This is a genomic window from Streptomyces sp. SID8352, assembly GCF_009862265.1.
Taxonomy (GTDB): Bacteria; Actinomycetota; Actinomycetes; order Streptomycetales; family Streptomycetaceae; genus Streptomyces.
This window is the reverse complement of the sequence record NZ_WWGX01000088.1, coordinates 46,257-71,839: the sequence shown is the minus strand read 5'-3', so window position 1 is coordinate 71,839 and position 25,583 is coordinate 46,257. Positions and strand designations below refer to the sequence as shown.

Sequence of the window (25,583 nt, the reverse complement as noted above, 5' to 3'; positions counted from 1 at the left end):
CCGTCTTGCGTACCGCCGACATCCGACAGCGCTTCCTCGATCACTTCGCCGCCCGCGGCCACACCGTCGTCCCGAGCGCGCCGCTGCCCACCCCGGACCCGACGCTGCTGTTCGTCAACGCCGGCATGGTCCCCTTCAAGCCCTACTTCACCGGGGAGGCCGTCCCGCCGTGGGAACGGGCCACGAGCGTGCAGAAGTGCATCCGCACCCTGGACATCGAGGAGGTCGGCAGGACCACGGTCCGGATCATTCGGCGCAGGCTGAGCCGGGCGCCGGTCTGCGCATCGTCTCCAGGATTGACGACGCTTCTCCCTCGACACCCGTAATGACGGAATCGGGTACGAGAACTCACGGAATGTCTCTGACCGAAAGGGGCACAGGCCCCGAACAAAGAGGGCTGAGCCGAGATCCCGCGACCTACGATGCGGCCCATGGTGATCACGTATGAGTGGCGCGGCGACATCGACAACGCCGCCGTCAACGCGCTCCACGCGGAAGCGTTCAGCCACGCCAGGATGCCCATCGATTGGCAGGCACAAGTGCACCGCCACAGCCTCGGCTGGGTCTGCGCCCGGGAAGGCGGCAGGCTCGTAGGGTTTGTCAACGTTGCCTGGGACGGTGGCGTCCATGCCTTCGTTCTCGACACGATGGTCGCTCAGGACATGTGCGGGACCGGTATCGGGACCGGGCTCATGACGACCGCGGTGCAAGGCGCCCATGCAGCGGACTGTGAATGGCTCCACGTTGACTTCGAAGAGCATCTGCGTCCCTTCTACTTCGACGCGTGCGGCTTCAGACCCACGGACGCAGGGCTCATCGCCCTCCGGTAGTTCACGCCTGCTCCGCAGTCGTCCGACGGCTGATCCCGGTCGCGTGGACGGCCCGGTTTCCGGCGGCGGCTCGCTGCCGCTTGCCGGCGACGGTGATGACGATGCCGAGAACGCGGGCGAGGACCGCAGCGAGCAGCCCGGTGGCCAACTGCGCCGAGTTCGCGGAGCCGTTCGCCCATGGCCCAGGGTCTGCTTGGGCGCTCCCCGGCCTCACTTGATCATCAGATCGCCGTTGATCAGACACTCCCGGCCGCCGGTCGGTCGCGGCCATGCCAACGCGGCACCCTGGACGAACTCCACACCCTCCAGGACAATCGTCGTTCGATGCCCATCGCCGTCGGACACCCCCGGTGCAACGCGTCGCCCACAGAGCTGTCACACCACTCGCCGGCATCGCCACCGACCTCACCATGGGCGGCAACCGCCCGACCGGCGACCGCCGCCGCATACCTCTCGGCGTCCCGGTGAACCCCGTGGGCTCGCCCGCTCGTTCGCCCGGGATGCGTACCGTGAATCGTGCCCGACAGCCCTCACCACCGGCTGACACGCCCTTCAAGCGCGGGAGATCTCGATGACCGACGACCCGTCCGTGCGCCACACCGCCCCGTCGTCACCAGACACCGGTCCGGTCCACGACGAGCAGACCGAGACCGCGGACGGCACGGCCGTCGACGGGAACATCCACGTCGGGTACTGGGACAGCGCCGACGACGACCGCTCTCTCAACCAAGCCACCGACCGGCTCACCGACCTCGTGGCGGAACGGCTGGCCACCGCACCCGGACAGCGCCTGTTGGACGTCGGCTGCGGAACCGGACGGCCCGCCCTGCGGATCGCCCGGGCCACCGGTGCGCGCGTCTCCGGGATCTCGGTCAGCGACGAGGACATCGATCTCGCGCGGACACGCGCGGACGCCGCCGCGCTCGCCGGCCGGGTGGACTTCCGGTACGCGGACGCCTGCGCATTGCCCTTCGACGCGGCGTCCTTCGACGGTGCCTGGGCGATCGAGTGCCTGATGCACATCAGCGACCGGACCGCGGCTCTCACCGAGATCGCCCGGACACTTCGACCGGGAAGCCCGCTGGTCGTCACTGATGTGCTGCTCCGGGCTCCGGTGACCGGAGATGCCGCCGAGACGGTCCGCCAGACGTGCCGGGCGTTCCGGTCCCCCGGGTTTCCCGGACCGGTGGAGTTGCGTACGGCGCTGGACCGCGCCGGTCTGGAGACCGTGGAGTTCAACGACATCGGGGAACACGTCCGGCGCACCTATCAGGCGTTCGCCGATGCCTTCGACGGCGTCCGGCCCACCCCCGGTGACCCTCACTACGAGTTCTTCACCTCCACCCGCTCCCTTCCCCGGTTCGGTGCGCTCCCCGAGGTCGGGTACGTCTTCCTGGTCGCCCGCCGCCGGTAGCGTCCGGGCACCGAGCGGCGCCATCAGGATCCGGCACATGGAAAATCCGGCCAACATATCCAGCGTGACATGACCGGCGGTGACAGAAAGGAATGATCGCTGAGTGAGTCGGGCGAGAAAGCCCTCACCCGGAAGACGGTGAGCGCCGGCGAGAGCAGTCCACACTTCGGGGCGGGGCACCTCGACACCTGCAGCCCGAATCAGCGGGCGACATCCATGGGGCGCTTGTCAGCATATGGCGCATCACCATGTCAAGAGGAAGTTGAGGCGTCCGAATCCTTGCGCACTCTCTTGTGTCGTCGAGGGTCTCCGGTAGCCTTCGGGGCGGAGAGTCCGGTTAGCCCGGCCAAGCCGCCCCGATCAATGCGGCGGCAATTCAGCTGCTTGCCCTCTCCTTCGGACCGTTCGGCTCATTTTCTATTCTACCCGGCACATGGCGCACGCGATATCTCGCGTGCTGGTGAATCGAGGGATGAATGGTCAGCTCGTCGAACGAACCGCGGCGCGTGGTGGGTGCGCTGATCCGTGACCCTTGCGACCGGATCTTCGTCCAGCGCCGCTCGGCCGGGCGACGCCTCTTCCCCGGCTGCTGGGACATCGTCGGCGGAGCCGTGGAGGAGGGTGAGCCCCTGCTGGAGGCGCTCCGCAGGGAGATCGCCGAGGAGACCGGGTGGCGACTGCGCCACGTGCTTGCCCGGGTCGCGCACGAGGAGTGGACGGCGGACGGACTGCGGCACATCGAATCGGACTACGTCGTCGAGGTGGACGGTGACCTCTCGTCGCCCGAACTCGAACGGGACAAGCACACCGAGTTCACCTGGATCACGACCGACGGCGTCACGCTGCTCGACGAGAATACAAAGCTCAGCGGAAGCACCTTCATCAAGGACGTCGTGACCGCGGCGCACACATGGCTCGCCGGTGAGTCCGGAAAAGAGCACCGAGCCCCCTGAACCCCTCTACGACTTCAGATATTTTCTGCGAGGGAGATATTCTGTATGTCCGGTAACAGGTCGAAGAAGGCAGTCCCGCGCCCGCGAGTTCTGGTGGTCGGATTTGCCGGACATCAAGGAAAAGAGTATCTGCCGGTCGTGCGGGAAAACGCAGACGTCGTCGGCGGAGTCGACCCGGCGCCGGCAGCCTCGTCACTCGCCGACGCCTGGGAATTCCCGCATTACACCCTCCTGGGTGAGGCGCTCGCAAGGACAGAATTTGATGTCGCGGTGGTCACCGTCCCGCACAGTGAGCACTTCCCGGTCTGTTCGGAAATCCTTGCGCACGGCAGGCACGTCATCAAAGAAAAGCCATTCGCTGTCACCGAGCAGGAAGCCCGGCAACTCATCCACCTGGCGCAACAGGCCGACCGCAGCATCTTCACCCTGCTGCAACGGAACTTCAACCCCGTCTTCCGGTTCGCCCGGGAAAACCTCACCCGGATCGGGCAGCCCTACTGGTTCTCGTACGACTACCACTTGAACCTGGCCCACCCGACCACGGGCTGGCGCGCCTCCAGAAAGCACGCCATGGGCGGTGTGCTCCTCGATATGGGCTACCACCTCATCGATGTGCTCAGCGGAATGTTCCCCGAACCCTCCCAGGTGCACTCCGCCTTCGTGCACCACTACCAGGAGATGCGGGATCGACGGCTGGAGGATCTCGTCAGCCTCATGTCCAGCTACCCCGCCACAGGACTGAAGGGCTCGCTGCGCATCTCACGCCACCACTACGAGAAGGCCGAGCATCTCTGCGTGCTCGGTACGGAGGGCGCGTTGAACGTCACTCCCGGGGTCGCCGTCCTGCACTCCATCGGAGGACTGCCGCTGGAGAGCTTCACCTGGGACGGCCCCAAGTCCGACATCGCGCGTTCCATGATCGCCCACTACCTGGGCCATCTGGACGACCTCCGCTACCGGCAGGACCACCTCCAGCGTCAGCTCCGCTCCGTGCACACGATCGAGGGGATCTACCGGGACCGGTTGCGCGAGTACGACGAAATCGCCGACCGGTGCGCCTGACCCCAGCTCCGACGGACCCGCAGAACCCGCGCGGCCCCACCACGGAACCAGGAAGGACACATGGCCACGATCGAGCAACTCGCCCTCCTCGGGGGCACACCCGCCATCGAACGGCCCCTGCCGCACGAAGTCTGGCCGCCCCCGGCCGATGAGGCGGAGCTGTCCGAACTGGCCGCGCAGCGGAACGCCGACATCTCCATCAAGGGCAACAGCGGTCCCATCGGCCGGTTCGAGGCCGACTTCCTCGCCTTCCTGGAGGGCGGAACCCGCTTCGCCGTCACCTTCAACTCCGGTACCAGCGCCCTGTTCGCCGCCTACTTCGCCCTCGGTGTGCGCGAAGGCGTGGATGTCGTGGGACCGGCGCTCACCTACCACGCGGCCCTGAGCCCCGTCTTCGCGCTCCGCGGCGACGTGATCCTGGCCGACATCGATCCCGGCACCCGAGGTCTGGACCCGAAGGCCCTTCAGGCCGCACTCACCGAGCACACCAAGGTGATCACGGTGGTCCACCAGTGGGGCCACCCCTGCGACATGGACGCGATCCTGCGGATCGCCGAGCGGCACGGGCTGCGCGTTCTGGAGGACTGCTCCCACGCCCACGGCAGTCGCTACAAAGGCAAGCCCGTCGGCACCTTCGGCGACGCTGCGGTCTTCTCCCTCCAGGCCAACAAGGCCGTTTACGCGGGCGAAGGCGGCATCCTCGTCACGAGCGACGCCCAGGTGCACGACCGTGCCACGCTCCTGGGCCACTACCGGGACCGCTCCCGGGACTCCGTCCTCGACGAGGAACTGCGCGCGCACTGGGTCACCGGCTTCGGGCTGAAGCTGCGCATGTCGCCCTTCAACGCCATCGTCGCCCGGCACGCGCTCGCCGCGTTCCCGGCGCGCAAAGAGGCCCGGCACCGCTGCCTGCGCCACCTCGGCCGACAGATCGGCGACGTCGCCTATCTGGAGCCGGTACACGTGGCCGACCACGTCGACATGGGCGCATGGTACGGCTACAAACCGCTCTACCGGCCCGAGGCGCTGGGCGGCGTCCCCCGCTCCGTCCTCATCGAGGCGCTACGCGCCGAAGGCATGGAAGTGGGCGCTCCTTCCGGTCCTCGGCTCTCCACGCTGCCGCTGTACGCCTCCCGGGAGAACCCCCTGTTCCCCGGCACGGCCAAGAAGGGCACCGGACCCAGGGACGGATCGCACGCGGAGCGTGTCGAGCAGCACGCACTGTCACTGCCCACCTTCACCAACTGGCCCGAGGACAAGACGCTCATAGAGCAGTATGCCGAGGCCTTCCTCAAGATCGGCCGCCACCGCGGAGCCCTCGTACGGTACGCGGCCGGCTCGGCCCGACGACCGACACCGCCCGAGAGGCAGCAGCGATGACCGCCCAGGAATCCCCCGAGACCGTGGCCCAGGCCCTCCGGCACGCCCTCGTCGGCGACGACCTGCCGGACACCTTCACCCTGCTGGGACGGGAATGGGACCTGCACCGCGGGGTCTTCCCCAGCACTCTGAGCGCCGCGACCGAGGTGCTGGCCTCGATCGTGCCCTATCCGCCGGGCGGCTCGTTCCTGGAGATCGGCTGCGGAACGGGCGTCATCTCCGTGACCGCGGCACTTCACGGCTGTGCGTCCGTGACCGCGCTGGACATCAACGAGAGGGCGGTGGCCAACACGGTCGCCAACGCCGAACGCCATGGCGTGGGCGATCGGGTGCGCGCCCTGCACAGCGACATGTACACGGCACTCGAACCGGTGGACCGCTTCGACACCATCTTCTGGAACGTCCCCTGGACCTACGTGGAGGACGACTTCGCCCTGTCCACCGATCTGCACTCCGCCGTCTTCGATCCCGGCTACCAGGGCCAGGCCCGCTACATCGCAGGAGCCCACAAGCATCTGACGGACGGCGGCAGGCTGCTGCTGGGCACCGCCGACCTCGGCGACCGCGAACGGCTCGACGCCATCGCGGAGGAAGCCGGCGTACGGGTCGAAATGCTGCGCCGTGTACGCCGGATCGAGGAGGTCCGTGTCATGGAATACCACCTGCTCGAACTCCACGCGAGGTGATCCCCGTATCCCCACTGGACGATCTCGAACTGGCCCTGCGAATGGGCGACATCGCCGACCACATCACCGGCCCCCGCTTTCGGGCCCTTGACCTGAGGGTCCGGGAGAAGCCGGACCGCACGCCCGTGACCGACGCGGACACCGCCGTCGAGACGGCCGTGCGTGAGGCACTGCGCTCCGCCCGCCCCCACGACTCCTTCGCCGGTGAGGAGACCGGCGGCTCCGTCACGGAAGGGCGCACCTGGCTGGTCGACCCCATCGACGGCACCAAGAACTTCCTGCGCGGGGTACCGGTCTGGGCCACACTGATCGCCCTGCTGCAGGACGGGCGGCCCACCGTCGGTGTGATCAGCGCCCCCGCCCTGTACAGCCGCTGGTGGGCGGCGGCCGGCCGGGGTGCCTGGCTGCGGCGCGGGCCGGCCGGCAGTGCTCCCCTGCCACTGCGGGTCTCCGCCCGGAAGAGTCTTGCCGACGCCTACCTGTCCACCACCAGCACGCGCACCTGGGACGTCTTCCACTCACGTGCGGCATATCTGCGCCTTGCCGAGGAGTGCTGGGAGGACCGCGCCTTCGGCGACTTCCTCCAGCACTGCATGGTCGCCGAGGGAACCCTCGACATCGCCGCCGAACCGGTCGTGAACCCATGGGACATCGCCGCCGTACAGGTCCTCGTCACCGAATCCGGCGGGGCCTGCACCGATCTTAGGGGTGGCACGCCCCAGGGGGGCACCGGTGCGCTGTCCGCCAATCCACAGCTTCACCGGCTCGCCCTCAAAGTCCTCTCGACGGCAGCCGGTCCGGGCACCACCTGACCCGGGTACTCCGCCAAGGCACCCACTGCCACATCCCACACCCGCAGCGGGAAGGACCACCATGCTGATTCTCTCCCTCAAAGAGGGCCACGACGGCGCGATCGCAGCCGTCAAGGACGGAAAGCTGCTCTTCTCCCTGGAGGCGGAGAAGGACTCGTTCAGCCGCTACAGCACGCTGACGGCCGAGACATTCGCCGTGGCGGCCGACCGGCTCGACGAACAGCCCGATGTCATCGCCGTGAGCGGTTGGATCAAGGGCACTCAGGCCACCGACCAGCCGTCGCGTGCCGGGTACTTCGGGGTGGGCGAATCCTCGATCACGGACGAGGCCGGCCGGTTCTTCGGGAAGAACGTGCGTGTCTTCTCCTCCACACACGAGCGCTCCCACATCATGACGTCATACGGAATGTCCGCGTTCCCCCAGGACCAGGCCTTCTACAGTCTCGTCTGGGAGGGGAACATCGGCTCCTTCTACCGCATCGACGAGTACGGAAGGGTGACCCACCTCCAGGAGGTGCTCAACTACCCCGGAAACAAGTACTCCTACGGCTTCGCGCTCGCCGATCCCGAGTACAGCCCGCACGAGGAATTCGTCCGCTTCCAGGACGCGGGGAAGCAGATGGCCCTCTCCGGATTCGCCGACGCCCGGCCGGCCGGGCGGGCGGAGCAGGAAGCCATCGACTTCATCCTCGGGCAGCGGGAGGTCATCACGGGCAGCCTCAAGAACCGGATGGCCGACTCTCCCTTCCACAACATCGGCGTGGAGACGCAGGCGTACAAGAACTTCGCAGCCCACCTGTCGGACGCCATATTCAACCGGTTCCACACATACGCCCGGGAGCATCTGGTCGAGGGCCTCCCACTTCTCATCTCCGGCGGCTGCGGACTCAACTGCGAGTGGAACCGCCGCTGGCGCGAGTGCGGCCTCTTCCCCGCGGTCTTCGTCCCGCCGTGCCCCAACGACAGCGGATCCGCAATCGGGACCGCCATCGACGCCCAGCACTTCTACACCGGGTCGGCCGCCCTCGACTGGGACGTGTACACGGGAGGCGAGTTCGTCGAGGATCTGCCATTCGACCCGCGGCGCTACGAGATCCGCCCGGTATCCCATGACGAGGTCGCCCGCTATCTCCGCGACGGGAACATCATCGGCTGGGCACGGGGCCGCTGGGAGATCGGCCCCCGCGCGCTCGGGAACCGGTCGATCCTTGCCGCTCCCTTCACCGAGGAGACGACGCGCAGACTCAACAAGATCAAGCAGCGCGAGAGCTACCGGCCCATCGCCCCGATCTGCCTGGAACAGGACGCGGGCCGCTGGTTCGGCGGCGGCGTCCCCGACCCCTACATGCTGTACTTCAGCCAGGTCGAGTCCGACGAACTGCGGGCGGTGACGCACGTCGACGGGACTGCCCGCACCCAGACCGTCGACCCGACGGCGAACCCGGAAATGGCCGAACTGCTGACCCGCTTCGGTGAACTGACCGGATTCAGCGTCCTCTGCAACACTTCGCTCAACTATTCGGGACGCGGATTCATCAACCGCACCAGCGACCTGATCGCGTACGGCGAACTTCATGGGCTCGATGGATATGTCGTGAACGGAACCTTCATAACCCCGCGGCAGTAATACGCACCCCGGTGCCACACCGCAGCAGCAAGGAACGCGTCGCGTGCTGGTACACGGTTGCCGCAGCGGCGCCCTTGTGTGCTTCCATGACAGAGCGTCGTCGTCCCCGGCACCGGCACCCTCGACATCGTCGTGCCCTCCCCGGCCGCCTCGCTCGCCGCCGTCCACACCCAGCACCGTGCGACGGGGACCCGGATCCACGCCCTGCTGGAGGCCCACCCTCTTTCCCCGGTCCTGACGTCGATGCCCGGCGTCGGCGTCAGGACCGCCGCCGTCCTCCTGGTCACCGTCGGCGACGGCACCGGCTTCCCCACCGCCGCCCACCCCGCCTCCTACGCCGGCCTCGCCCCCACCACCAGGCAGTCCCGCGCCGCCCGCCCCGCACCCCTCCGGCCCACGCCCCGCCGCCCCGGGACCGCGGCGTACCGACCCGTTCGGGCGCCGTGGGCAGGTGCGCCCCCGCGCGCGCCCCTAGGTTCGGACACGAGCCATCCAGGGAGCGCACGTGACGGACACGCGGACACCGCCCACCGAGCCGGGCGCGGCGCTGCAGCGCGCGGGACGGTTCCTCCGGCCCGGCACCGCCGCGCCCGACCTGCACAGCATCGGACTGGTCGGCGGACGCGAGGCGGACGCCTTCTACCGGGACCGGTGGAGCCACGACAAGGTCGTGACCTCCACCCACGGGGTCAACTGCACCGGCTCGTGCCGCTGGCAGGTGTACGTCAAGGACGGCATCATCACCTGGGAGACGCAGGCCACGGACTACCCGTCGGTCGGCCCGGACAGCCCCGAGTACGAGCCCCGCGGCTGTCCCCGGGGCGCGGCCTTCTCCTGGTACACCTATTCGCCCACCCGGGTGCGCTACCCCTATGTGCGCGGGGTCCTGCTCCAGATGTACCGGGAGGCCCGGGATCGGCTCGGGGACCCGGTGCTGGCCTGGGCGGACATCCAGGGCGACCCCGAGCGGCGGCGGCGCTACCAACTGGCCCGCGGCAAGGGCGGCCTGGTGCGCGCCGACTGGGACGAGATGATCGAGCTGATCGCCGCGGCCCATGTGCACACCATCCGGACCCAGGGGCCGGACCGGATCGCCGGGTTCTCCCCGATCCCGGCGATGTCGATGGTGTCGCACGCGGCGGGCGCCCGCTTCCACTCGCTCATCGGCGCGCCGATGCTGTCGTTCTACGACTGGTACGCGGATCTGCCGGTGGCCTCGCCGCAGGTCTTCGGGGACCAGACGGACGTGCCGGAGTCGGGCGACTGGTGGGACGCCGCCTATCTGTTCATGTGGGGGACGAACGTCCCGGTGACCCGCACCCCGGACGCCCACTGGATGGCGGAGGCCCGCTACCGGGGGCAGAAGGTCGTGGTGGTCTCGCCGGACTACGCCGACAACACCAAGTTCGCCGACGAGTGGCTGCACCCGCACCCGGGGACGGACGCCGCGCTGGCGATCGCCATGGGGCACGTGGTGCTCAAGGAGTTCTTCGTCGACCGGGAGACACCGTTCTTCTCGGACTACGTGCGGCGCTTCACCGACCTGCCGTTCCTGGTGACGCTGGCGGAGCGGGACGGGGCCCACGTCCCGTCGAAGTTCCTGCGCGCCGCCGACCTCGGGCAGGAGGGGGAGGACGCGAGCTGGAAGACGGTGGTGCTGGACGGGGCCTCGGGCCGCGCCGTCGTCCCCAACGGTTCGCTGGGCTTCCGCTGGAACGAGGCCGACCGGGGCCGCTGGAACCTGGACCTGGACGGGATCGAGCCCCGGCTGAGCCTGCACGGGCACGAGGCGTCCGCCGGCGTCGAGGTGCTGCTGCCCCGCTTCGACACCGACGGGGGCCCGCACGGGCAGGGCAGCGGCGCCGTGGCCCGGCGCGGGGTGCCGGCGACCCGGCTGGGCGGTCCGGACGGGCCGCTGGTCACCACGGTGTTCGACCTGCTGCTCGCCCAGTACGGGGTGGCCCGGCCGGGGCTGCCGGGCGAGTGGCCGGGTTCGTACGAGGACGCGGGGTCGCCCGGCACCCCCGCCTGGCAGGAGACGCACACCTCGGTCCCGGCGGCGGCCTGCGTGCGGATCGCCCGGGAGTTCGCGCGGACCGCCGAGCGGTCCCGGGGCCGCTGCATGATCCTCATGGGAGCGGGCACCAACCACTGGTTCCACTCCGAGACGATCTACCGCGCCTTCCTGGCCCTGCTCCAGCTCACCGGCTGCCAGGGCCGCAACGGCGGCGGCTGGGCGCACTACGTCGGCCAGGAGAAGTGCCGTCCGGTGACCGGCTGGGCGTCGCTGGCAGCCGCGTCGGACTGGGCGCGCCCGCCGCGGCAGATGATCGGCACGGCGTACTGGTTCCTCAACACCGACCAGTTCCGCTACGACCGGTTCGGCGCGGACGTGCTGGCCTCGCCGCTGGGCGAGGGGCTGTTCACCGGGATGACCGCCGCGGACTGCCTGGCGCTGTCGGCGCGCACCGGCTGGATGCCGTCCTACCCGACCTTCGACCGCAACCCGCTGGAGCTGGGCGGGGTGTTCGGCGACCCGGTGGCGAACGCGGTGGCCGAACTGCGGGCGGGGACACTGCGGTTCGCCTGCGAGGATCCGGACGCGCCGGAGAACTGGCCGCGGATCGTGACCCTGTGGCGGGCCAATCTGCTGGGTTCGTCGGCCAAGGGCGCGGAGTACTTCACCAAGCACCTGCTGGGCACCCACTCCTCGCTGCGCGCCGAGGAGGCCGCACCGGGCGAGCGGCCCCGGGACGTGGTCTGGCGGGAGGAGGCGCCGGAGGGCAAGCTCGACCTGCTGCTGTCGCTGGACTTCCGGCACACCTCCTCGACCCTGCTCTCGGACGTGGTGCTGCCCGCGGCCACCTGGTACGAGAAGCACGACCTCTCCAGCACGGACATGCACCCCTATGTGCACGCCTTCTCGCCCGCGGTGGACCCGCCGTGGCAGGCGCGCACCGACTTCGACACCTTCAAGGCGCTGGCGGAGAAGCTGAGCGAACTGGCCGTCGGCCACCTCGGGGTGCGCAAGGACCTGGTGGCCACGCCGCTCCAGCACGACACCCCCGGCGAGACCGCCCAGCCCGGCGGGGTGGTGCGGGACTGGAAGCGCGGCGAGTGCGCGCCCGAGCCGGGCCGGACGATGCCGATCCTGACCGTGGTGGAACGCGACTACACGGCGGTGGGGGCCAGGTACGCGGCGCTGGGGCCGCTGGTGGAGGCCAAGGGGCTGCCCGCGAAGGGGATCACCCTGTGGCCGGACGCGGAGGTGGCGCGGCTGCGGGAGACGAACGGCGCGGTGCGCGGCGGACCGGCGGACGGGCGGCCGCTGCTGGACACGGCGGTGAAGGCGGCGAACACGATCCTGGCCCTGTCCGGGACGACCAACGGGCGCCTGGCGACCCAGGGGTTCCGCACCCTGGAGGAGCGGACGGGGCAGGGGATGGCGCACCTGGCCGCCGAGCACGAGGGCAGGCGGGTCACCTACGCCGACACCCAGGCCGCCCCGGTACCGGTGATCACCTCGCCGGAGTGGTCCGGCATCGAGACCGGCGGGCGCCGCTACACGGCCTTCACGCTCAACACCGAACACCTCAAGCCGTGGCACACGCTCACCGGCCGCCAGCACCTCTTCCTGGACCACGACTGGATGCACGAACTGGGCGAGGCGCTGCCGGTGTACCGGCCGCCGCTGGACATGAACCGGCTGTTCGGCGAGCCCCGGCCGGGCGCCGACGGACAGCGGGAGGTGACCGTCCGCTACCTCACCCCGCACAACAAGTGGTCGATCCATTCCGAGTACCAGGACAACCTGTTCATGCTGTCGCTGTCCCGGGGCGGGCAGACGATCTGGATGGCACCGCAGGACGCGGACGCCATCGGCGTGGCCGACGACGACTGGATCGAGGCGGTCAACCGCAACGGCGTGGTGGTGGCGCGCGCGGTGGTCTCCCACCGGATGCCGCAGGGCACCGTCTACATGCACCACGCGCAGGAGCGGACGGTCAACGTGCCGCTGTCGGAGACGACCGGGATGCGCGGCGGAATCCACAACTCGCTCACCCGGCTGCTGCTCAAGCCGTCCCATCTCATCGGCGGCTACGCCCAGTTGTCCTGGGCGTTCAACTACCTGGGCCCGACGGGCAACCAGCGCGACGAGGTGACGGTCGTCCGCCGCCGCCGTCAGGAGGTCGAGTACTGATGCGTCCCATGGCCCAGGTCGCGATGGTGATGAACCTCGACAAGTGCATCGGCTGCCACACCTGTTCGGTCACCTGCAAGCAGGCGTGGACCAACCGGCGGGGCGTGGAGTACGTCTGGTTCAACAACGTGGAGACCCGGCCCGGCCAGGGCTACCCGCGCCGCTACGAGGATCAGGAGAGGTGGCGGGGCGGCTGGGAGCTGAACCGGCGGGGGGCGCTGAAGCTGAAGGCGGGCGGGCGGTTCCGCAAGCTCGCCGGGATCTTCTCCAACCCCCGGCTCCCGGAGATCAAGGACTACTACGAGCCGTGGACGTACGACTACCGGAATCTGACCGACGCCCCGCTCGGCGGCGACTATCCGGTGGCCCGCCCGGTGTCGCAGCTCGACGGCAAGCCGATGAAGATCGGATGGTCCTCCAACTGGGACGACAACCTGGGCGGCGCCCCCGCCTACGGCGATCTGGACCCGATGGTGGAGCGGACCCGCCGGGAGGCCGAGGACAAGGTGCGGTTCGCCTTCGAGCAGACGTTCATGTTCTACCTGCCGAGGATCTGCGAGCACTGTCTCAACCCGTCGTGCGTGGCCTCCTGCCCGTCCGGGGCGATGTACAAGCGGTCGGAGGACGGGATCGTGCTGGTCGACCAGGACCGCTGCCGCGGCTGGCGGATGTGTGTGACCGGCTGCCCGTACAAGAAGGTGTACTTCAACCACAGCACCGGCAAGGCCGAGAAGTGCACCTTCTGCTACCCGCGGGTGGAGGCGGGGCTGCCGACGGTGTGCTCGGAGACCTGTGTGGGGCGGCTGCGCTACCTGGGCGTGCTGCTGTACGACGCGGACCGGGTGGTCCCGGCCGCCGAGACGCCGGACGAGAAGGACCTGTACGAGGCGCAGCTCGGCGTCCTCCTCGATCCGGAGGACCCGGAGGTGCGGCGGGCGGCGGAGGCGGCCGGCATCCCGCACGACTGGGTGGAGGCGGCCCGCCGCTCACCCGTGCACGCGCTGGTCAGCCGGTACCGGGTGGCGCTGCCGCTGCATCCGGAGTACCGCACCATGCCGATGGTCTGGTACATCCCGCCGCTGTCGCCGGTGGTGGAGGCACTCACCGAGACGGGCCACGACGGGGAGGACGCGGAGAACCTGTTCGGCGCCATCGACACCCTGCGCATCCCGCTGGAGTACCTGGCGGAGCTGTTCACCGCGGGCGACGTCGGCCCGGTGCGGGCCTCGCTGGAGAAGCTGGCCGCGATGCGCGCCCACATGCGGGCGGTCACCTTCGGCGAGGAGCCGGACCCGGCCACCGCGGCGTCCGTCGGCATGACGGCCGAGCAGATCCGGGACATGTACCGGCTGCTGGCCATCGCCAAGTACGAGGAGCGGTACGTGATCCCGACGGCCGCCGTGGGGGACGCGCGGCGCCTGGAGGAGTCGCTGCCGGGCTCGTGCAGCCTGGACACCGAGGGCGGGCCGGGGATGGGCGGCGGCGGGCCGTTCGGCGGGGACTCGGGGCGCAGACGGCTGCCGCTGGTGCCGGTGGAGAACTTCCACGTCCTGCGCCGCCGGCAGACCGCGGACGACGAGCGGGAGGTCTGAGATGCCCGGCGGTGCCCAGGTGCTGTACCAGGCGGCGGCGCTCTGCCTGACCTATCCCGATGACGCCTTCCGCACCCGGCTGCCGCTGCTGCGCGAAGCCGCCCCGCAGTTGCGGGAGTTCACCGACCACGCGGCGGCGACCCCGCAGCCCGCGCTCCAGGCGCACTACGTCGAGGTCTTCGACTTCAAGAACCGGCACAGCCTGTACCTGAGCTGGTGGACCGACGGCGACACCCGGCGGCGCGGCATGTCGCTGGTCCGCTTCAAGGAGCTGTACCGGGCCCACGGGCTGGAGCTGACCGGCGAGGAACTGCCCGACTTCCTGCCCGCGGTGCTGGAGTTCACCGCCCGCACCGGGAGCACGGAGCCGCTCGTCGAGCACCGTGACGCGCTGGACCGGCTCCGCTCCCGGCTGGCCGCCTTCGGCACGCCCTACGCGCGCGTCCTGGACGCGGTCTGCGCCACCCTGCCGTCCACGTCCCCCGGAGCCCGCCGATGACCGTCTTCCTCTGGGGCGTCCTGCCCTACGTAGCCCTCCTGTCCCTGGTCGCCGGGCTGGTCTGGCGGCACCGCTACGACCGGTTCGGCTGGACGACCCGCTCCTCGCAGGTGTACGAGTCCCGGTTGCTGAACATCGCCTCGCCGGTGTTCCACTACGGCATCCTGTTCGTGCTGGCGGGGCATCTGGTCGGCCTGTTCGTCCCGGCGTCCTGGACCCGGGCGGCCGGCGTCGACGAGCACGCCTACCACCTGCTGTCGCTGTACGCCGGCACCCTGGCCGGGGCACTGGCGGTGGCCGGGATCGCGCTGCTGGTCTACCGGCGCCGCACCCGGGCCCCGGTCTTCCGCGCCACCACGCGCAACGACAAGGTGATGTACCTCTTCCTGCTCGGCGCCATCGTGCTCGGCATGGCCGCCAAGCTCTCCGACACCGCGGGCAACGGCTACGACTACCGGGCCACCATCGCCCCCTGGGCGCGCAGCCTGTTCACCCTGCGGCCCCGGACGGGGCTGATGGAGGGCGTGCCGGTGCTCTACCACGTGCACGCGGTGGTGGGGATGGTGCTGATCGCCCTGGTGCCGTACACCCGGCTGGTGCACATGTTCAGCGCGCCGGTGCAGTACCTGACCCGGCCGTACGTGGTGTACCGGTCGCGCGACCCCGGGCAGCTGGGGCCGCGCCCGGAGCGCCGCGGCTGGGAGCGGGCGGGTTCCTGAGGGCCGCCCCGGCGGGGGCGGCTCCCGCGCGGCCCCGTCCCGCGGGGCGGGTGCGCGGGGCCCGCTCCCGCGCGGGGAGGTCAGTCGGCGAGCTTGGCGGACAGGGTGACGGTGGTGCCGGTGAGGGCCTGGCTGACCGGGCAGTTCTTTTTGGCGTCCTCGGCGGCGGCGACGAAGGTGTCGTTGTCGATGCCGGGGACGACGCCCTCGACGGTGAGGTGGATGCCGGTGATGCCCTCGCCGGGCTGGAAGCCGACGTCGGCGGAGGTGGTGATCCTGGTGGGCGGGGTGCCCGCGCCGGCCAGCCCGTGCGACAGGGCCATGGAGAAGCAGCTCGAATGCGCGGCGGCGATCAGCTCCTCGGGGCTGGTCCTCCCGTTCGCCTGCTCGGCGCGGGACGGCCACGACACCGACTGCTCCCCGATGCCGGAGGAGTCGAAGGTGACGACACCGTTGCCGTCGAGGAGGTTCCCTGTCCAGACGGTGTGTGCGGAGCGCGTGGTTGCCACGATTCTTCCCTTTCGGATGGTCTGGTCGTCCCCTTGCGGGGTTCCACCCCCATCCGATCACATTCCCCCTGCCGGAACGTACAGGACGGCCGTACTCCCCGTAGCTCCCCCGCCCGTCCCCGGCGCTCGCCGCCCCGCCCGGGCACCCCGCCGCCGGCGGGCACCCCGCCGCGCATGGGGCCCGGCGTCGCGCTGCCGTGCCGCCGGTGCCGAACGGCGCCGCGCGGCGCCGTTCAGGGCCGGGCGTCGCGGGCGAGTCCGTCCGGCACGGCGGGGGATGCCCCGGCGCCGGGCACCGGCCCCGCGGTCCCGTCCGGGGTCCGGGCGCCCCGGGCCTCGCGCAGCCAGCGGCGCAGCACCCGGTGCACCCGCTCGGCGCCGACGAGGGCGCTCCCCTCCCCGCCCGGCGCGGACAGCACCAGCGGGGAGAGCAGGAAGGCCCGCGACTGGGCGCCGCCGAGCCCGCCGTGGGAGCCGATCTGCTCCTCGAAGGCGAGCACCTCGCCGTCGGCCGGATCGTGGAAGGAGTTGACCATGATGTCGGCGGTGTGCGGGAAGCCGTGGGTGCGGCGCACCGCCTCGGCGGCGCCGGGCCCGAAGACCGCGAGGGGGCCCGGGTCCTCGTCGAGCCGGTCCACGGGTGTCTCCGCGCCGTGCGCGCCGAGCACCACGCCCCCGTGCCGCTCGCTGCGCACCAGCAGGAAGCCGATGCCGGGGTGGTTGGCGAGGGTGGGCAGCAGGGCCGGGTGGCGGGCGTCGATCTCCTCCCGGCTCATCCGGTGCGGCACGTCGGGGAAGGAGACCAGGCCGAGGTTGCCGGAGGCCAGCACCACGGGCTCGGAGCGGCGCCCGGCGGGCCGGTAGCGCTCCTCGCCCTCCTCGACGGGCCGGTGCAGGGCGGCCCGTACGGCGGCGCGGGCCTCGGCGCCGCTGCGGGTGCGCCGGGCGCGGCGCGGTACGGGCAGCCCGCACCCGGCCCGCACCAGATCGCCGAGGGTGAGCCCGTAGCGGGTGCGGAAGGTCTCGCCGGGGCTCTGCCCGTGGTCGGAGAGGACGACGAGGCGGTACTCACGGGGGGTGTGCTCGGCGACCTTCTCGATCAGCGCGAGGCAGCGGTCGAGGCGGCGCAGCACCCGGGCGGCGTCCCGGCTGCGCGGCCCGGAGTGGTGCGCCACCTCGTCGTACGCCACCAGGTCGGCGTAGACGGCGGTGCGGCCGGCGAGCATGTCGCCCATCACGGCGGCGACCACCACGTCCCGTTCGACGACCGTGGCGAAGGCGCGGACGAGGGGGTAGAGGCCGCCCCGGGAGACGCGGGGGCGGTCCTTGCGCAGCCGGGCGCGGGTGGACTGGCCGATCTCCCGGCAGACCTCGGCGGCGAAGGACATGGCGGTGCGGACGGCGTTGGCGGGGTCGGAGAAGTAGGCGAAGTAGCCCGCCCGGGAGCGGGTGCCGGGGCCCCGGCGGCGGGCGGCGATGGACAGCACGAGCGCCTGCTCCCCGGCGCCGCCGCTGAACAGGTTGCCGCGGCTGGCCCCGTCCTCGGCGAGCAGTCCGCCGTCGCCGGTGCGCTCGACGGCCCGGCGCTGGAGCGCGGCGGCGCTGGCGGGGCGGTTGCAGACGACGACCTCGCCGCTGTCCTTCTCGTACCAGCGGAAGGCCGGGACGTCGTGGTTGCTGCCGTGCAGGATGCCGAGCTGGCTGGCTCCGGTCTGGCTGGACCAGTCGGTGCGCCAGAGGTCGAGGCGGTGGGTGGCGGGGGCGCCGTCGCGGCCGAGCCAGCGGGCGACGGTGGGCAGGGTGCCGTCGGCGACGGCGTCCCGCAGCACGTCGTGGCCGACGCCGTCGAGCTGGAGGAAGACGGTGCCGGGGGCGGAGGGGCAGGGCGGGCCGCCCCGGCGGCGGCGGTGGGCCAGCCGGGAGAGCCGGCGGCGGTAGGCGTCGTCGTCGCGCACGGCCAGGGCGCCGCCGGTGGCGGAGGCGACGGCGGACATCACGGCGGCCACCACGACCGCCGTCTCCGGGGCGACGCCGCCGCGGGTGGTGGGGTTCAGGTCGAGGGCGAGGAAGAGCAGCCCGCCGTTGAGGAAGAAGACCAGCAGGCCGAGGACGAGGGCGGGCACCAGGAGCAGCAGGCGCACCAGGAGCGGCCACACCAGGGCGGACAGCAGGCCGAAGGCCCCGGCGCCGAGGGCGGCGGTCACGGCGATGTCGGTGGGGCTGTCGCCGTCGGGCGACTGGAGGCGGAAGTCGGGGAGGATCCCGGCGAGCGCCAGCATGGTGACGGTGGAGACCGCCCACACCGTGACGCTCCGGCCGATCTGCCCGGCGACGCGTCGCCAACGCCCTCCACCCACGGTCCCGCACACCTCACGTCGTCCCGGCCCGCGGTCGGTACGGGCTGCCCTCACCCTGCCACAACGGCCGGTGGGCGGGGTTTGTCCCCCCTGGTCCCGTTCCCTCCCGTGAGGGCGCGGCCGGTCAGCGGCCGTCGTACCCGGCCGTCGGCATCGACAGCCTGCGGTGCACGCGCGCCTTCATCTCGGCGTCGTAGGAGGGTTCCGCGTCGTTGACGGTCTCGACGCGCACACCGCGCCGCAGGCACTCGTCGGTGAACTCCTCGACGGAGGCCAGGGCGCTCTCCAGCACCCTGCGGCTGGGGGCCACGAACAGGTCGCGGCCGGGGAGGACGCCGTCCCAGAGGGCGTCGTGGTCCGGGCGCAGGGCCCGGACCAGTAACTCCCGGGCGACGACGTAGCCCCGCTCGGCGGCCCAGCGGGCACACATGGCGTACTGGCTGCGGGAATCGACGAGGAACGGATCGTCGTCCAACTGCTCCAACGGCGTCAGACTCGCGATGGACGTCACCCGCACCGGCCCCATGAATGCCCTCACCTCCAGTTTCGTGGCAGACCCTACTCCTGGACGTAGGCTGCGGGGAGTCGCGCGAAGGAGGCGGAAGGGTGCCGGTGGAGGTCACCTGGTGGGGACACGCCACCTGCACGGTCGAGGATTCGAACACCCGTGTGATCACGGACCCGCTGTTCGCCCGCCGGCTCGCGCACCTGCGCCGCCGCCGGGGTGACGTACCCCCGGCGTACGCCTGCCGCGCGGAGGTGGCGCTGATCTCGCATCTCCACGCCGATCATCTGCATGTGCCGTCGCTGGAGCGCCTCGCTCCGGGCACGCGCCTCCTGGTGCCCCGGGGTGCGCCCCAGTCGGTGCCGGGCGTGCGCCGGCTCGCGCACCTGGAGCTGACGGAGGTGGCCCCCGGTGACGAGGTCGCCCTCGGTGACCTGCGCGTCCAGGTGGTCCCGGCACGGCACGACGGCCGGCGCCTGCCCTTCGGACCGCACCGCTCCCCCGCGCTCGGCTATGTCGTCGAGGGCGAGGCGCGGACGTACTTCGCCGGGGACACCGGGCTGTTCGAGGGGATGGCCGGGGAGGTGGGCCGGGTCGACGTGGCGCTGCTGCCGGTGGGCGGCTGGGGGCCGTATCTCGGCGCGGGACACCTGGACGCCGGGCGGGCCGCCGAGGCCCTGGCCCGGCTGGCGCCCGCGACGGCCGTGCCGGTGCACTACGGCACGTACTGGCCCGTGGGGATGGACGCCGTGCGCCCCCATGAATTCCATGCGCCGGGTGACGAGTTCGCGCGCCTGGCCGCGCTGCGTGCGCCGGACGTGGCGGTGCACCGGCTGGAGCACGGCGGGAGCGTACGGGTGGAGGCCGCCCGGTGACCTGGCTGGGCTCCGTCGCGACCGCGGTCGTGCCGGCCGAGCCGACGCAGCAGGCGCTCGGCTATCCGTCGCTGTTCCTGCTGGTGCTGATCGGGGCGCTGGTCCCGGTGGTGCCGACCGGCGCGCTGGTGAGTTCGGCGGCCGTGGTCGCCCTGCACCAGACGCTGCCGTACTCCATGGTGATGGTGTTCGCGACGGCGGCGCTGGCCGCCTTCCTCGGGGACATGGGGCTGTACTGGCTGGGGCGGCGCGGCGTCGGTTCGCGGAACGGGTCGCGCTGGCTGGAGGCGATCCGCGCCCGGGCGCCGGAGGACCGGCTGGCCCAGGCGCAGGAGCGGCTGGCCGCGCACGGGGTCGCGGTGCTGGTGCTGTCCCGGCTGGTGCCCGCGGGGCGGATTCCGGTGATGCTGGCCTGTCTGCTGGCGAAGTGGCCGCCGCGCCGGTTCGCCCGGGGCAACCTGCCGGCCTGCCTGGCCTGGGCGGCGACGTACCAGTTGATCGGCGTGCTCGGCGGCTCCCTGTTCCGCAAGCCCTGGGAGGGCGTGGCCGCCGCCATCGCCCTCACCCTGGTGGTCGGCGCGGCACCGGGGGTGTGGCGGCGGGTCCGGGGACCGGCGAAGGCGTAGCGGGGCGGGGGCCGGCAGGGATTCCGGGGCAGGGCCGTTACGGAGTCCGGGGCGGGGTGCGGACCGGGGGCGCTTTCGGGGCCGCGGCGACCGCGGGCCCGAAGGGCGTGGCCCGGACGCGGGGCCCGGGGGGAGCGGGGCCGGATGCAGGACCCGGACGCCCGGACCGGGGGCGGAGGTCACTCCAGGACCCGGGAGGCGCCGACGGGCAGGTCCCACAGGGCGTCGCGGCGCAGACCTGCGCGGTGCCAGGCGGCGCGGACCCGGGTGAGGGGCTCCAGCACCGGTTCCGCCGAGAGGACGAAGGTGCCCCAGTGCATCGGGGCCATGCGGCGGGCGCCGAGGTCCTGGGCGGCCCGGACCGCCTCCTCCGGGTCGCAGTGCACGTCGCGCAGCCACCAGCGCGGGTCGTAGGCGCCGATGGGGAGCAGGGCGAGGTCGATGCCCGGGTAGCGGCGGCCGATGCGTCCGAACCAGTGGCCGTAGCCGGTGTCGCCCGCGAAGTAGAGCCGGCGGCCCTCGGGATCGGTGAGGACCCAGCCGCCCCACAGGCTGCGGCAGGTGTCGGTCAGGGTGCGCTTGGACCAGTGGTGGGCCGGTACGAAGTCGAAGCGGACGCCGCGCAGTTCGGCCCCCTCCCACCAGTCCAGCTCGGTGACCTCGGTGAAGCGGCGGCGGTGGAACCAGCCCGCGAGTCCGGCCGGCGCGAACACCGGGGTGTCGCGCGGCAGCCGGCGCAGGGTGGGGGCGTCCAGGTGGTCGTAGTGGTTGTGGCTGATGACGACGGCGTCGACGCGCGGCAGCGCGCTCCAGGCGACGCCGACGGGGGTGACACGGGCCGGGGTGCCGAGGATGCGGCGCGACCAGACCGGGTCGGTGAGCACGGTGAGCCCTCCCAGGGACACCACCCAACTGGCGTGCCCCGCCCAGGAGACGGCGATGGCGCGGGTGCCCACGCGGGGCAGCGGGCCGGGCGCGAACGGCAGCCGGGGGATGTCGGCGAGCCCCTCCGGGCCGGGTCTGACGGCGCCCTCTCGGGCGAATCTGGCGATGGCCCGCAGACCGGGCAGCGGGGCGGTCAGCCGGTCGTGGAAGGCGCGCGGCCACACCCGCCGCTCGGCCAGCGGGCGGGGCTCCGCGAGCGGCGGGAAGGGGGTGCCCGGGGCCGCCGGGGGCGCGGCGGACACCGGGGCGGCCGGGGGGCGGGAGCGCCGGGTACCCGTCGTCGTCCGGGGCTGCTGTGTCATCGGGGCTCCCATCGCTGAGCGTCACGGAGTTCGTCGAAAACCGACCGCAGGACGGCCAACGCGCCGCGCACGCCCGGTGGTTCGGTCGGGTCGGGGACCGGGGCGCGGTCCGCGGCGGGGTGCGGGCGCGGGTGCGGGCCGGGGGGCGAGGGGGGCTCCCGTCTCCGGGCCGGGGGCCCGGCCGCGTCCCGTCCGGCGGCCGGAGCGGTGCCCGCGGGCGCGGCAGCCTCCCCTCCGGCGGCGGGAACGGTGCCCGGGGCGAGCAGGCGTTCCGCCCGGCGCTCGGCCTCCGGTCCCTCGCCGAGCAGGGGCCCGGTGGACAGCCGGACCCGCAGGGCGGGCAGTTCGTCGCCGAAACGGTGGCCGCCCGGGGCGGGCATACCGAGCCGGTCGGTGAGGAAGTCCTCCAGTTCCTGGGCGTCCGCCACGCCGCGCCGCGCGAGCGCGTCCCGCAGCGGACCGAGGTCGGCGTACAGATGGCGGCCCGCCTGCGGGGGCCGGGCGGTGGCACCCGAGGAGACGACGACGGCGTGCGCGGCCGCGGCCAGCCGCGCGTGCAGCCGGACGACGGCCGCCCGGCGGGCGGTGACCGGCTCGGGCTCGGCCAGGGCGTACGCGGCCGCCGCCGCGACCGGGGCAGCGACCCGGGCGCCGAGGGCGGTGAGCGCGTCCAGCACCCGCGCGCGCAGGCGGTCGCCCTCGGGGGTCCCGGGGAAGCGGGCGACGGCGGCGGGCCAGGCGGGCGGCAGCAGCGCACCGGCCAGGTCGGTGACGACGGCGACCCGGTCGGGCAGCATCTCGGCGGGGCTGAGCAGGACGGGGGCGCGCGGGTCGTGCAGGGTGTCGCGCCAGGTCTCGTCGCTGACCAGGAGCAGCCCCTCCCCGGCGGCGGCCAGGACCGTCTCGTGCACCAGCTCCGGCGGGGCGACGGTGCCGGTGGGATCGTCGGCGACGGACAGCACGAGCACCCGGGGGTCGCCTCCCTCGGCGCGGACCCGGCGCACGGTCTCCAGGAGGGCGTAGGGATCGGGTACGCCGCCGCCCTCGGCCGGGGTGGGCACGTGGAAGACGGCCCGGCCCAGCAGCCGCGCGTACGGCGCCCACCAGGCGGCGCAGGGCCGGGGCACCAGGACGTCGCCGTCGACGGCGGCGGTCAGGGCGAGGAGCAGCGCGTGGGCCCCGGGCCCGGCGACGGCCCGCCCGGGGCCGGTGGGCAGCCCGCGCCGCTCCCAGTAGCCCCGGGCCGCGTCGAGCAGCGCCCCGCCGCCCCCGACCGGCTCCTCCCGAGCCCGCCCCGCGGTGGCGGCGACCACCCCGGCCAGCTCGGGCGGCACGGGCAGCCCGTCCCCGGGCAACGACGGCCCGAACCGCACAGGACCGTGCCCGGACGGGGGGACGCGCCGGGACCCGGTACCGGCCGGGAACGGGGGCCCGCCCGGGGGTCCGGGCGATCCGGGAACGGGTCCTCCACCGGGCCGGGCTTCCCGGTCGGGACCGGAACCCCGCCCGGGTTCGCGGCGGCTCCGGCCGGGGCGGGGGTCCTCGCCGGAGGCACGGTTCCAGCCGGGGAGGGGGGCCCTGTCGGGGGGAGGGTCCTGGTGGGGAGCGGGGCGTTCACCAGGGGCATGGTTCCTGCCCCGGACGGGGCGGGCACCGGGGGTCCGGTCCCAGCCGACGAGGGGGTCCGCACCGGGAGCACGGCCCAGGCCGGGACGGGGGTCTTCACCACCATGGACATGGCCGACGCCCTGGCCCGGGGCGGAGTCGGCGCCGCGGGCCGGGGCTGGGCCGCACGCGGAGCCCGGGGCGGGGCCGGGACCAGGCGCGGGGGCAGACCCGGAGGCGGAGACCGCGCTCGGGCCGGGACCGGGACCGGGGCCGGGGCCGGGGCCGGGGCCGGGGCCGGGGCCGGGGGCCAGGCCAGGCCCCGGGCCAGGGTTCGGGCCGCACGCGGAGCCCGGGGCGGAGTCGGGACCAGGCGCACGGGCCGACCCGGACGCGGAGACCAAGCTCGCGCCGGAGCCGGGGCCGGGACCGGGGGTCGACCCGGACGCGGAGACCAAGCTCACGCCGGGGCCGGGGCCGGGGCCGGTGGCCGGGCCAGGACCCGGGCCAGGGCTCGGGGCGCACGCCCAGACCGGGCCCCGGAAGGGACCAGGCGCACGGGCCGACCCGGACGCGAAGGCCGAACCGGGGCCCGAGGTCAGGCCGGCACCGGGGGCAGAGTCCGGGCCGCACGCCGAGACCGGAGCCGAGGCGGGAGCAGGCGCAAGGGCCGACCCGGACGCGGAGACCAAGCTCGCGCCGGGGCCGGGGCCGGGGCCGGGGGCCGGGCCAGGGCTCGGGGCGCACGTCCAGACCGGGGCCAAGGCGGGACCAGGCGCAGGAGCCGACCCAGGCGCGGAGGCCGAACCGGGGCCGGAGGCCGGGCCAGGACCGGGGGTCGGGGCGGGGGCAGGGGCGGGTGCGTGGGTGGGGTGTGTGGGCCGCATGGCTTCCTCGCCTCCGCGCAGTCCGTCGCGCCGTCTCCGCCGTGATCCGTGGCCGCCCGGCGGTGGCCCGCCTCCTCGGTCGTGCTCCAAGTACCCACCGGGCCGCCCGGTCATGGCCGCGCCCCGCGAGGAGGTGTCAGCGCCGCACTCCGCTCCCGCGCCGCAGCAGCCGGTGCGCCGCCGCGCCGAACGCCCCGGCGATCAGGGCGCCGCCCGCCGCCAGGGCGGGCACGGAGTCCGTGAAGGCGCCCCCGGAGCCCGCCCGTACGCCGTGCTCCGGGGTCCCGGTGCCGCAGGCCCCGTCGGGCGCCACCGGCTCCGGGCAGGGGGGCCGGGTCGTGCAGGACGTGCCGTGGCCCGCGCCCTCGCCATGCGGGGCGGCGGGCCCGGGGCAGGGCGACTGGCCGGGCCGCGCGGACGGGTCCGGCCGGGCGGACTGGTCGGGCCGCTCGGGGCGGGACGGCTGCGCGGGGGCGTTCCCCGCGCAGGGCGCGCCCGGGGTGGCCGATTCGGGGCAGGGCGGCCCGGCGGCGCCGTCCGGGGAAACGGTCATGTCGGCGCTCCAGGGGTCCCCCTCGCTCCCGGCCTCGCCCGGGCAGGTGCCGTCGACGGTCCAGGGGTGGTCCGCCCCGGCCGCGTCCGGGGTGTCCGGGAAGCTGTCGGCGGGAGCCACCCGGGCGGTGCCCCGGTAGGCGGGGCCGCCCCCGGCGTCGGCGACCCGGCGCAGCACGACCGTGCCCTCGTCGAAGGCGGCCGACGTGGCGTCGAGGGTGGCGGGCGCGGGTCCGCCGGTCTCCCCGCACGAGACCGCGACGGTGACCGTGCCGCCGGGGCCGACGGCGGCCGGGTCGACCTCCGCCGCGGACCGCCCGAGGCCCAGGGGACCGGGCTCCTCGGCACCGGGCCCGAGATCGGGCACGTACCCGGCGCCGTCCGGCACGGTCTCCGGCACCGTGTCGGGGCCGGTGTCGGACGCGGTCTCCCCCACGCCGGGGGGCTGCGGCGGCGTACCGGACTCCGCGGTCGCGGTTCCGGCGCACATCCCGAGGGCGGCACCGGTCAGGAGGGCGGCGGACAGGGCGCGGGCGGTGCGGCGCATGGAGCGGGCTCCTTCGGGCGGAGGCGGGCACGGCACTCGCGCGCCCTCGCCCATCACAGCCGCCCCGCCCGCGTCCCGCGCGCCGCCGTGCGCCGTTG

At 73.1% G+C, this 25,583-nt stretch carries 21 protein-coding genes and 2 pseudogenes; 16 read left to right on the top strand and 7 right to left on the bottom strand.

Features of this window, described 5'->3' with window-relative positions:
* Positions 1-5 precede the first annotated feature (5 nt).
* Positions 6-239: pseudogene (locus tag GTY84_RS26200) on the top strand (alanine--tRNA ligase-related protein); the annotation flags it as partial.
* Between the two features lie 192 nt (positions 240-431).
* Positions 432-830 carry a GNAT family N-acetyltransferase gene (locus GTY84_RS26195; RefSeq protein ID WP_161228858.1) on the top strand — a complete coding sequence of 133 codons (399 nt, stop codon included), beginning with the start codon at positions 432-434 and terminating at the stop codon, positions 828-830.
* 1 nt (position 831) lies between these two features.
* Here the strand turns inward: GTY84_RS26195 and GTY84_RS26190 are convergent, their stop codons facing one another.
* The gene (locus tag GTY84_RS26190) at positions 832-1,044 is read right to left on the bottom strand and encodes a hypothetical protein (RefSeq protein WP_237532665.1); all 213 of its coding nucleotides are present in this window, start codon (positions 1,042-1,044) and stop codon (positions 832-834) included.
* A 357-nt stretch (positions 1,045-1,401) separates the two neighbouring features.
* On the opposite strand from GTY84_RS26190, the gene GTY84_RS26185 reads away from it, so the two are divergent.
* The 12 genes and pseudogenes from GTY84_RS26185 to narI all read left to right on the top strand — a co-directional run bounded on the left by GTY84_RS26185 (position 1,402) and on the right by narI (position 15,775).
* On the top strand, positions 1,402-2,244 hold the full coding sequence (locus tag GTY84_RS26185) for a class I SAM-dependent methyltransferase (RefSeq protein ID WP_161228856.1): 843 nt from the start codon (positions 1,402-1,404) through the stop codon (positions 2,242-2,244).
* A gap of 476 nt (positions 2,245-2,720) precedes the next feature.
* Positions 2,721-3,197 carry an NUDIX domain-containing protein gene (locus GTY84_RS26180; RefSeq protein WP_161228855.1) on the top strand — a complete coding sequence of 159 codons (477 nt, stop codon included), beginning with the start codon at positions 2,721-2,723 and terminating at the stop codon, positions 3,195-3,197.
* Positions 3,198-3,242: 45 nt separating this feature from the next.
* Complete coding sequence (locus tag GTY84_RS26175) at positions 3,243-4,259, top strand: Gfo/Idh/MocA family oxidoreductase (RefSeq protein WP_161228854.1); 1,017 nt, start codon at positions 3,243-3,245, stop codon at positions 4,257-4,259.
* 60 nt (positions 4,260-4,319) lie between these two features.
* Complete coding sequence (locus GTY84_RS26170) at positions 4,320-5,639, top strand: DegT/DnrJ/EryC1/StrS family aminotransferase (protein WP_161228853.1); 1,320 nt, start codon at positions 4,320-4,322, stop codon at positions 5,637-5,639.
* Positions 5,636-6,325, top strand: a complete 690-nt coding sequence (locus tag GTY84_RS26165; RefSeq protein ID WP_161228852.1) for a methyltransferase — start codon at positions 5,636-5,638, stop codon at positions 6,323-6,325. Before GTY84_RS26170 ends, GTY84_RS26165 begins: the two co-directional genes overlap by 4 nt.
* Positions 6,322-7,137, top strand: a complete 816-nt coding sequence (gene hisN / locus GTY84_RS26160; RefSeq protein ID WP_345943530.1) for a histidinol-phosphatase — start codon at positions 6,322-6,324, stop codon at positions 7,135-7,137. The genes GTY84_RS26165 and hisN overlap by 4 nt, the downstream gene beginning before the upstream one ends.
* Positions 7,138-7,198: 61 nt before the next feature.
* Positions 7,199-8,764 (top strand): carbamoyltransferase C-terminal domain-containing protein, encoded by a 1,566-nt coding sequence (locus tag GTY84_RS26155; protein WP_161228851.1) that lies wholly within the window; start codon positions 7,199-7,201, stop codon positions 8,762-8,764.
* Between the two features lie 90 nt (positions 8,765-8,854).
* A pseudogene (locus tag GTY84_RS26150) lies at positions 8,855-9,124 on the top strand (transposase); the annotation flags it as partial.
* A gap of 145 nt (positions 9,125-9,269) precedes the next feature.
* Positions 9,270-12,965 (top strand): nitrate reductase subunit alpha, encoded by a 3,696-nt coding sequence (locus tag GTY84_RS26145; protein ID WP_161228850.1) that lies wholly within the window; start codon positions 9,270-9,272, stop codon positions 12,963-12,965.
* Positions 12,965-14,557: a nitrate reductase subunit beta gene (narH, locus tag GTY84_RS26140; RefSeq protein ID WP_161228849.1), complete on the top strand. Its 1,593-nt coding sequence runs from the start codon at positions 12,965-12,967 to the stop codon at positions 14,555-14,557. The genes GTY84_RS26145 and narH overlap by 1 nt, the downstream gene beginning before the upstream one ends.
* A 1-nt stretch (position 14,558) precedes the next feature.
* Positions 14,559-15,056, top strand: a complete 498-nt coding sequence (gene narJ / locus GTY84_RS26135) for a nitrate reductase molybdenum cofactor assembly chaperone (protein WP_161228848.1) — start codon at positions 14,559-14,561, stop codon at positions 15,054-15,056.
* Positions 15,053-15,775 (top strand): respiratory nitrate reductase subunit gamma, encoded by a 723-nt coding sequence (narI, locus tag GTY84_RS26130; RefSeq protein ID WP_161228847.1) that lies wholly within the window; start codon positions 15,053-15,055, stop codon positions 15,773-15,775. The genes narJ and narI overlap by 4 nt, the downstream gene beginning before the upstream one ends.
* An 80-nt stretch (positions 15,776-15,855) precedes the next feature.
* Here the strand turns inward: narI and GTY84_RS26125 are convergent, their stop codons facing one another.
* The 3 genes from GTY84_RS26125 to GTY84_RS26115 all read right to left on the bottom strand — a co-directional run bounded on the left by GTY84_RS26125 (position 15,856) and on the right by GTY84_RS26115 (position 19,167).
* Positions 15,856-16,284, bottom strand: coding sequence for an OsmC family protein (locus tag GTY84_RS26125; RefSeq protein ID WP_161228846.1), 429 nt, complete (start codon positions 16,282-16,284; stop codon positions 15,856-15,858).
* 233 nt (positions 16,285-16,517) lie between these two features.
* Positions 16,518-18,641 (bottom strand): phage holin family protein, encoded by a 2,124-nt coding sequence (locus tag GTY84_RS26120; protein ID WP_161228845.1) that lies wholly within the window; start codon positions 18,639-18,641, stop codon positions 16,518-16,520.
* A gap of 124 nt (positions 18,642-18,765) precedes the next feature.
* Positions 18,766-19,167, bottom strand: a complete 402-nt coding sequence (locus tag GTY84_RS26115; RefSeq protein WP_161228882.1) for a hypothetical protein — start codon at positions 19,165-19,167, stop codon at positions 18,766-18,768.
* 80 nt (positions 19,168-19,247) lie between these two features.
* On the opposite strand from GTY84_RS26115, the gene GTY84_RS26110 reads away from it, so the two are divergent.
* Together GTY84_RS26110 and GTY84_RS26105 are read left to right on the top strand one after the other, a co-directional pair.
* Positions 19,248-20,021: an MBL fold metallo-hydrolase gene (locus GTY84_RS26110; RefSeq protein WP_161228844.1), complete on the top strand. Its 774-nt coding sequence runs from the start codon at positions 19,248-19,250 to the stop codon at positions 20,019-20,021.
* A complete protein-coding gene (locus tag GTY84_RS26105; protein ID WP_161228843.1) occupies positions 20,018-20,647 on the top strand; it encodes a VTT domain-containing protein in 630 nt (209 codons plus the stop codon). Before GTY84_RS26110 ends, GTY84_RS26105 begins: the two co-directional genes overlap by 4 nt.
* Positions 20,648-20,826: 179 nt before the next feature.
* Here GTY84_RS26105 and GTY84_RS26100 read toward each other — a convergent pair whose 3' ends face one another.
* The 3 genes from GTY84_RS26100 to GTY84_RS26090 all read right to left on the bottom strand — a co-directional run bounded on the left by GTY84_RS26100 (position 20,827) and on the right by GTY84_RS26090 (position 25,485).
* Positions 20,827-21,894 carry an MBL fold metallo-hydrolase gene (locus GTY84_RS26100; RefSeq protein ID WP_161228842.1) on the bottom strand — a complete coding sequence of 356 codons (1,068 nt, stop codon included), beginning with the start codon at positions 21,892-21,894 and terminating at the stop codon, positions 20,827-20,829.
* A complete protein-coding gene (locus GTY84_RS26095) occupies positions 21,891-23,267 on the bottom strand; it encodes an aminotransferase class I/II-fold pyridoxal phosphate-dependent enzyme (RefSeq protein ID WP_345943529.1) in 1,377 nt (458 codons plus the stop codon). Before GTY84_RS26095 ends, GTY84_RS26100 begins: the two co-directional genes overlap by 4 nt.
* A 1,255-nt stretch (positions 23,268-24,522) precedes the next feature.
* Positions 24,523-25,485, bottom strand: a complete 963-nt coding sequence (locus tag GTY84_RS26090) for a hypothetical protein (RefSeq protein ID WP_161228841.1) — start codon at positions 25,483-25,485, stop codon at positions 24,523-24,525.
* Between the last annotated feature and the right edge of the window lie 98 nt (positions 25,486-25,583).